Origin of the sequence: Bacillus salitolerans, from assembly GCF_042680805.1 — a bacterium.
Taxonomy (GTDB): domain Bacteria; phylum Bacillota; class Bacilli; order Bacillales; family SA4; genus Bacillus_CJ; species Bacillus_CJ salitolerans.
In genome coordinates this window covers 1-5,834 of record NZ_JBHUEM010000059.1, presented here as the reverse complement: position 1 = coordinate 5,834, position 5,834 = coordinate 1, and the positions used below count along the sequence as shown (strand labels likewise).

Sequence of the window (5,834 nt, the reverse complement as noted above, 5' to 3'; positions counted from 1 at the left end):
AGTAACCAGTCACACACCTGGGCAGAAGACATATCTGGGTGTTCACGAAGCCATGACAAGATTAAATCTTTAAACTTATCAAGTTTTTTACTTCTATCCTTTAACGACTCAACCCACTCTGCCATCTCCGAAGGAGACCTCTTAAGATTACGATAAACTGTTGACCTTGATATCCCGAGCTTTTCAGCTACTTTTGTTTTACTAAATCCTTGTTTAATTAACTGTTGTATCTCCATATACATTTGCCACTTATCCACCTTTGATATAACCTCCATTGTTGTATGTACTATGATGACTCTGACATCATACAATGAAAGGTTATTATTTTTATCTGGTATATTTGGGTAATAAGTGTTTCATCCTATCTAGCAGAAACTGTCTACTTTAGTTTAGCAGTCACATATGACTATTAATCTAAATAATATTGAATTCGTTCAACCAGGAAACATCAATTATGAAAAAGATAAACGGAGTAAAGGTTCACTTAGCTTTACTTTAAATGGGTTTGAAGAACCAAATTATGAGATCCAATTGAAAAATCCTTCAGCACATCAAGATTTTATTGGAAGAACAGTTATGATTAAGAACATATATATAACTGTTGATCAAAAGGAATTATTCCTACGTAAACTAAATGAATATAAAGCACTTTATGAGAATGAGAAAAATCACCTATAAGGGTGATTTTTTTTTATTTCTATACAACAAGCTAATATGCAGATGCTTAAAAGTAATCAAAAATAGACAATTTTCAGAAAATATATTGACATTTTTTAATATTCAAGTTATGTTGGGTATACAATATAACATATTTATAGCGTGTCGATAAAATACCGTTATACATTATCTTCTTGAATAGCGTAATAAAACAAAATATGTAAGCGTTTTATTTAAGAGTAGGAGGGTAAAGATGATTTTACATGAAATTGAAACAGCTGCTAGGGAAGAAATTGAAAAGCTACAACTAAAAAGGCTGAAAGAAACTGTTGCAAAAGTTTATGAAAAGGTTCCTTTTTATAAGGAACAATTTGATGCGTTAAATGTAAAGGTAGAGGATATTCAATCAGTAAGAGATCTCATCAAACTTCCTTTTACAGTCAAAAAAAACCTGAGAGACCATTACCCTTTTGGCCTTTTTGCCGTCGATCAAAAAGAGCTTGTTCGAATTCATGCATCGTCTGGAACAAGTGGTAAACCAACTGTTGTAGGTTACACTAAGAATGATGTTCAAATGTGGTCCAATATAGTTGCTCGAGCAATCGCTATTGCTGGTGGAAACCCAGGAGAGGTTTTACATAATGCGTATGGGTATGGGTTGTTCACAGGTGGTCTTGGTCTTCATTATGGAAGTGAGCAATTAGGTATGGCAACAGTTCCTATTTCAGGTGGAAACACAGAAAGGCAAATTACATTAATACAAGATTTCAAACCTACAGTCATTTGTGGTACTCCATCATATGTTTTAAATATCGCTGAAACAATGTTAGAGATGGGGATAGACCCAAGTCAAACCTCTTTAAAATATGGCATATTTGGGGCAGAACCATGGTCAGAGGAAATGCGCCGAACGTTAGAGCAGTTGCTAGATATTAAAGCAGTTGATATTTACGGATTAAGCGAAGTCATAGGTCCAGGTGTATCAATCGAATGCCACGAAGCACAATCTGGGCTACATATAGCTGAAGACCACTTCTTAGTTGAAGTCATCGATCCTAAAACCTTAATGCCTGTTCCAGAGGGAGAAGAAGGAGAGCTAGTTTTTACAAGTTTAACAAAAGAGGCATTTCCGATTATTCGTTATCGAACAGGAGATATTGCTTCTGTAACGAAAGAAAAGTGTGCCTGTGGTCGAACCACGATGAGAATGTCCCGTGTTAAAGGTCGTATTGATGACATGATTATCATTCGAGGCGTAAATGTATTCCCATCTGAAATTGAGCATTATCTACTATCCATAAATGAAATCGTGCCACATTATCAGTTGCATCTCACAAAAAAAGGAAGTTTGTTAAATGTGGAGCTTCATGTAGAGATAAATGAAGTCTTTTATCAAAATATTAATTGTGATTTATCTCATGAGAGTGTAGGTAGACTAGCCAAAAATATTCAAACCATCATGAAAAATAATTGCTTAGTTTCAATGGGGGTGAAGGTGAACCCGCCAAAATCTATTCCTAGGTCACAAGGGAAAGCAGTAAGAATTGTTGATCATACGAAGGAATCGAGACTAAAAGTCTAGCATGAAAATCATATTTTAGTAGCTTTTTTATATATTACGAATATAATAATAACGTGAATAAAACGACATATTATTATTGAGGAGGATTTAAATGGCGATTACAAAATCTTATGATCTTATGACAGAAGAGGAAAAACATGAACAATTTTTACAAAGGATAGCTGCTGGAGAGAAAATTGAGGCAGATGATTGGATGCCCGATGAATATAGAATGACTCTTATTAAATTAATTTCAATGCACGGTATTAGTGAGATTATGGGGGCATTACCTGAAAAAGAATGGGTTCCAAAAGCACCCTCGTTACGTAGAAAGCTTGGGATAATGGCCAAGGTCCAAGATGAGATGGGGCATGGGCAATTGCTTCTTCGTGTTGCAGAGGATCTAATGAAACCATTAGGTAAAACTCGTGAAGAAATTATGCAAGATCTATTTAGTGGAGATTTAAAGTTTCATAATGTTTTCCATATGCCAGCGCCAACGTGGGCAGATGCTGGCATAATTGGGTGGTTAGTAGATGGAGCCGCCATTATTTCACAGACGAACATGTTAGATGCATCCTATGGACCATATGCACGTGCCCTAAAAAGAATATGTGCAGAAGAAGTTTTCCATGCGCAGCATGGAGAGGCAATTATCATGGCTTTAGCAGAAGGTACATCGGAACAGAAGGCGATGCTTCAAGAAGCCCTAAATGGTTGGTGGGAAGCATTGTTAATGTTCTTTGGACCAGCATCGGCAGAAACGACGGGAACATCAAAGCAAGATGTTACGATGAAATATGGAATCAGAACGAAAAATAATGAAGAGCTACGCCAAGATTTCTTTACAAAATATGTTCCTAGAATTTTATCTATCGGTTTAAAACTACCAGATGAAACCATGCACTATGACGAAGAGGCTGGAAAATGGAGTTATAAGCAACCGAATTGGAATAATTTTAAGGATATTGTTCGTAATAATGGACCTAAATCAAAAGAACGTCTTCGTTTACGTGAATTGTCGTATACAAATAATGCATGGGTACGAGAAGCCTTAAGTGTTAAAGAAGAAGCAATATAAAAGAGTGTCTTGTGAAGGGAGAGATAGATAATGAGTAAGGGGTTTTATCAAGAGTTTGAAGTATTTAGTAGACGTTCAGATACTTCTCCGATGCAACATCAATTTAGCTTATTAGCACCTAACCATGAATTAGCTTTAATTATGGCACAAGAGAATTTCATGAGAAGAGAACCTGTTTCGGATATATGGGTCGTGAAAAGGTCAGATGTTAGAATGATGACACAAGAAGAAAAACAGGCTCTTCCACGTTTAGATAATAAAGATTATCGTGAAACCAAGGGTTATGGTTATTTGAAAAAGAAATGGCGCCATTATGAACAAGAGTTCTTTGATGAAGCTGAAATTCTGTCATGGAAGGGGAAGATTAAGCGATGAATCTAGAAGATTTAAAACAGAATCAAGAAAATAAAGAAATAGTAGCAGAATTATTATATCAACTTGCCGATGATGATTTTCTAGTTGCGTATCGTGGTTCAGAATGGTTAGGTCTTGCTCCCCATATAGAGGAAGATGTAGCATTTTCATCTATTAGTCAGGATACAATGGGGCATGCAGCCATGTATTATCAGTTATTGGAAGACATGGGAGAAGGATCAGCAGATTCACTCGCTCATGGACGAAAGGCGGCTGAACGAAGAAATGCTGTGCTGCTAGAAGAAGTGAATGGACCAGGGAACTATTTAATAGAACCAAATTATGATTGGGCTTTTGCAGTTGTACGTCATTATTTTTATTCCCAAGCTAAAAAAATCAGAATTGATTCATTAAAAACGTCTTCTTACGAACCATTAGCCGAAGTGGCTGTAAAAGTAAATATGGAGCTATATTACCACTTAATGCACTGGAAGACATGGTTTGTTCAACTTACAAGTGTAAAGGGTGAAGCCCGGAGTCGTATGAAGCTTGCCATTGATAAGGTGTTCGACGACTTTGAAGGAGTATTAACATTAGGTCCAAATGGTTCAAAAATGTCTGAATTAGGTTTAATTGAAGATGAAAAAATATTAAAACAACGATGGATATCAGCAATAAAACCTGTATTTGACTCGTTAGATTTAACACTTCCAATTGAGTTTGGGATGAAGAATGGTAATGGGCGTATTGGAGAGCATACGGAAGATTTAAAGGCTGCGATCGATACACTATCTGAAGTGTATTCTCTTAATCCAGCTGTCCCATGGTAATGAAAGATTTATAGATTATGAAGGGAGGTATATTACATGACCTCACTAAACAAGACGAAAGAATATGCTATTAAAGAAGTACTTGAAACAGTAAAGGATCCGGAAATTGATTCCGTTAGTATACTCGATCTAGGAATGGTTGAGAAAATAATGGTGGATGATGCTAACGTTTCCATTGAGCTTCTTCCAACATTTATGGGCTGCCCTGCTCTTGAAATTATTAAAAAGAATGTAGAGAAAGCTGTTCAGACAATAGATGGATTGATGAATGTTGAGGTGAAGTTTAAGAATAATCCACCTTGGACATCAGAACGAATTACAGATGAAGGTAGGGAAAGATTAAAGGAATTTGGAATAGCGCCACCCCCTAAGCAATTTGGTCCAAACGGGGAATGGCATGTTGATTGTCCTTACTGTGATTCAACTTATACAACAGTTGATAATATTTTTGGTCCAACAGCCTGCCGTAGTATCTTGTACTGTAAAAACTGTAAAAATCCGTTTGAAGCAATGAAGCCAATTTCAACTTTAATGTAAATGACTTGATGATCAGAGCTCTTGCAGGTGGTTAGCTTCTTGCAAGAGTTAAAAAAATATGAAGGTGGTAACAAAATGGTAAAACTAATTGCACTTTATAAGCATCCTGAAGACAAAGCTGCTTTTGACGAGCATTATTTTAATACACATATGCCAATTACATCGAAAATACCAGGTCTGCAAAAATCTGTTGTGACTAAGGTAGTAGGTTCACCTATGGGAGGGGAAGGCAAATATTACTTAATGTGTGAAATGTTTTACGATAGCCACGATGCTCTAAAAGAAGCAATGAAAACTGATGAGGCAAGAGCATCTGGTAAAGATTTGATGAAATTTGCTGGGGAACTTGTGACGTTAATGATCGGAGAAGAAGTAGCAGAATAAGTAAATTTATAAAGGGAGTGTCTAATATGTCAACTGTAAAAGAACAACAATTTGAAGCACTAGAAATGAAGCGTGATAGATACGATCTTATTATTAATGGTGAGCGAACTGCAAGTTCAACAGGGGTTACATTTACAACCTTCAATCCTGCAACTGGTGAAGCAATCGCAGAGGTGGCAAAAGCTTCGAAGGAAGATACAGAACGAGCGGTTCAAGCGGCAAGACATGCATTTGATCACGGTAAATGGAAGCTATTTCCTGTAAATAAGCGATCTAGAACGTTAAATAAAATTGCTTCTATTATGAGAGCTCGCTTCAACGAACTTGTTGAATTGGAGATTTTAGATACTGGGAAATCTTTAGCTGCAGCACAAGGTCAAGTCATGCAAGCGATTGAAGACTTTGAATTTTATGCAGGAGCGATTGTCGG

At 36.5% G+C, this 5,834-nt stretch carries 9 protein-coding genes; 8 read left to right on the top strand and 1 reads right to left on the bottom strand.

Annotated features, from left to right (window positions below; translation table 11 throughout):
- Positions 1-257 (bottom strand): helix-turn-helix domain-containing protein (locus tag ACFSCX_RS25230; protein ID WP_377931028.1); only part of this gene is annotated, 257 nt, incomplete at its 3' end.
- Positions 258-402: 145 nt separating this feature from the next.
- On the opposite strand from ACFSCX_RS25230, the gene ACFSCX_RS25225 reads away from it, so the two are divergent.
- The 8 genes from ACFSCX_RS25225 to ACFSCX_RS25190 form a co-directional block, all read left to right on the top strand.
- A complete protein-coding gene (locus ACFSCX_RS25225; protein ID WP_377931026.1) occupies positions 403-678 on the top strand; it encodes a hypothetical protein in 276 nt (91 codons plus the stop codon).
- A gap of 232 nt (positions 679-910) precedes the next feature.
- The gene (locus ACFSCX_RS25220) at positions 911-2,239 is read left to right on the top strand and encodes a phenylacetate--CoA ligase family protein (RefSeq protein WP_377931024.1); all 1,329 of its coding nucleotides are present in this window, start codon (positions 911-913) and stop codon (positions 2,237-2,239) included.
- A 91-nt stretch (positions 2,240-2,330) separates the two neighbouring features.
- Entirely contained in the window at positions 2,331-3,299 is a 969-nt protein-coding gene (paaA, locus tag ACFSCX_RS25215) for a 1,2-phenylacetyl-CoA epoxidase subunit PaaA (RefSeq protein ID WP_377931023.1), read from the top strand.
- 30 nt (positions 3,300-3,329) lie between these two features.
- On the top strand, positions 3,330-3,674 hold the full coding sequence (gene paaB / locus ACFSCX_RS25210) for a 1,2-phenylacetyl-CoA epoxidase subunit PaaB (RefSeq protein ID WP_377931022.1): 345 nt from the start codon (positions 3,330-3,332) through the stop codon (positions 3,672-3,674).
- On the top strand, positions 3,671-4,483 hold the full coding sequence (gene paaC / locus ACFSCX_RS25205; RefSeq protein ID WP_377931021.1) for a 1,2-phenylacetyl-CoA epoxidase subunit PaaC: 813 nt from the start codon (positions 3,671-3,673) through the stop codon (positions 4,481-4,483). Before paaB ends, paaC begins: the two co-directional genes overlap by 4 nt.
- Before the next feature lie 36 nt (positions 4,484-4,519).
- Positions 4,520-5,020, top strand: coding sequence for a 1,2-phenylacetyl-CoA epoxidase subunit PaaD (paaD, locus tag ACFSCX_RS25200; RefSeq protein WP_377931020.1), 501 nt, complete (start codon positions 4,520-4,522; stop codon positions 5,018-5,020).
- Positions 5,021-5,095: 75 nt separating this feature from the next.
- Positions 5,096-5,404 (top strand): EthD family reductase, encoded by a 309-nt coding sequence (locus ACFSCX_RS25195; protein ID WP_377931029.1) that lies wholly within the window; start codon positions 5,096-5,098, stop codon positions 5,402-5,404.
- A gap of 26 nt (positions 5,405-5,430) precedes the next feature.
- Positions 5,431-5,834: aldehyde dehydrogenase family protein (locus ACFSCX_RS25190; protein ID WP_377931019.1), on the top strand; the 404-nt coding region annotated here is incomplete at its 3' end.

Excerpts from the sequence above, each read along its gene's own strand:
- paaB (WP_377931022.1), top strand. The coding sequence starts at position 3,330 with ATGAGTAAGGGGTTTTATCAAGAGTTTGAAGTATTTAGTAGACGTTCA.
- paaA (WP_377931023.1), top strand. The coding sequence starts at position 2,331 with ATGGCGATTACAAAATCTTATGATCTTATGACAGAAGAGGAAAAACAT.
- paaC (WP_377931021.1), top strand. The coding sequence starts at position 3,671 with ATGAATCTAGAAGATTTAAAACAGAATCAAGAAAATAAAGAAATAGTA.
- ACFSCX_RS25195 (WP_377931029.1), top strand. The coding sequence starts at position 5,096 with ATGGTAAAACTAATTGCACTTTATAAGCATCCTGAAGACAAAGCTGCT.
- paaD (WP_377931020.1), top strand. The coding sequence starts at position 4,520 with ATGACCTCACTAAACAAGACGAAAGAATATGCTATTAAAGAAGTACTT.
- ACFSCX_RS25220 (WP_377931024.1), top strand. The coding sequence starts at position 911 with ATGATTTTACATGAAATTGAAACAGCTGCTAGGGAAGAAATTGAAAAG.
- ACFSCX_RS25225 (WP_377931026.1), top strand. The coding sequence starts at position 403 with ATGACTATTAATCTAAATAATATTGAATTCGTTCAACCAGGAAACATC.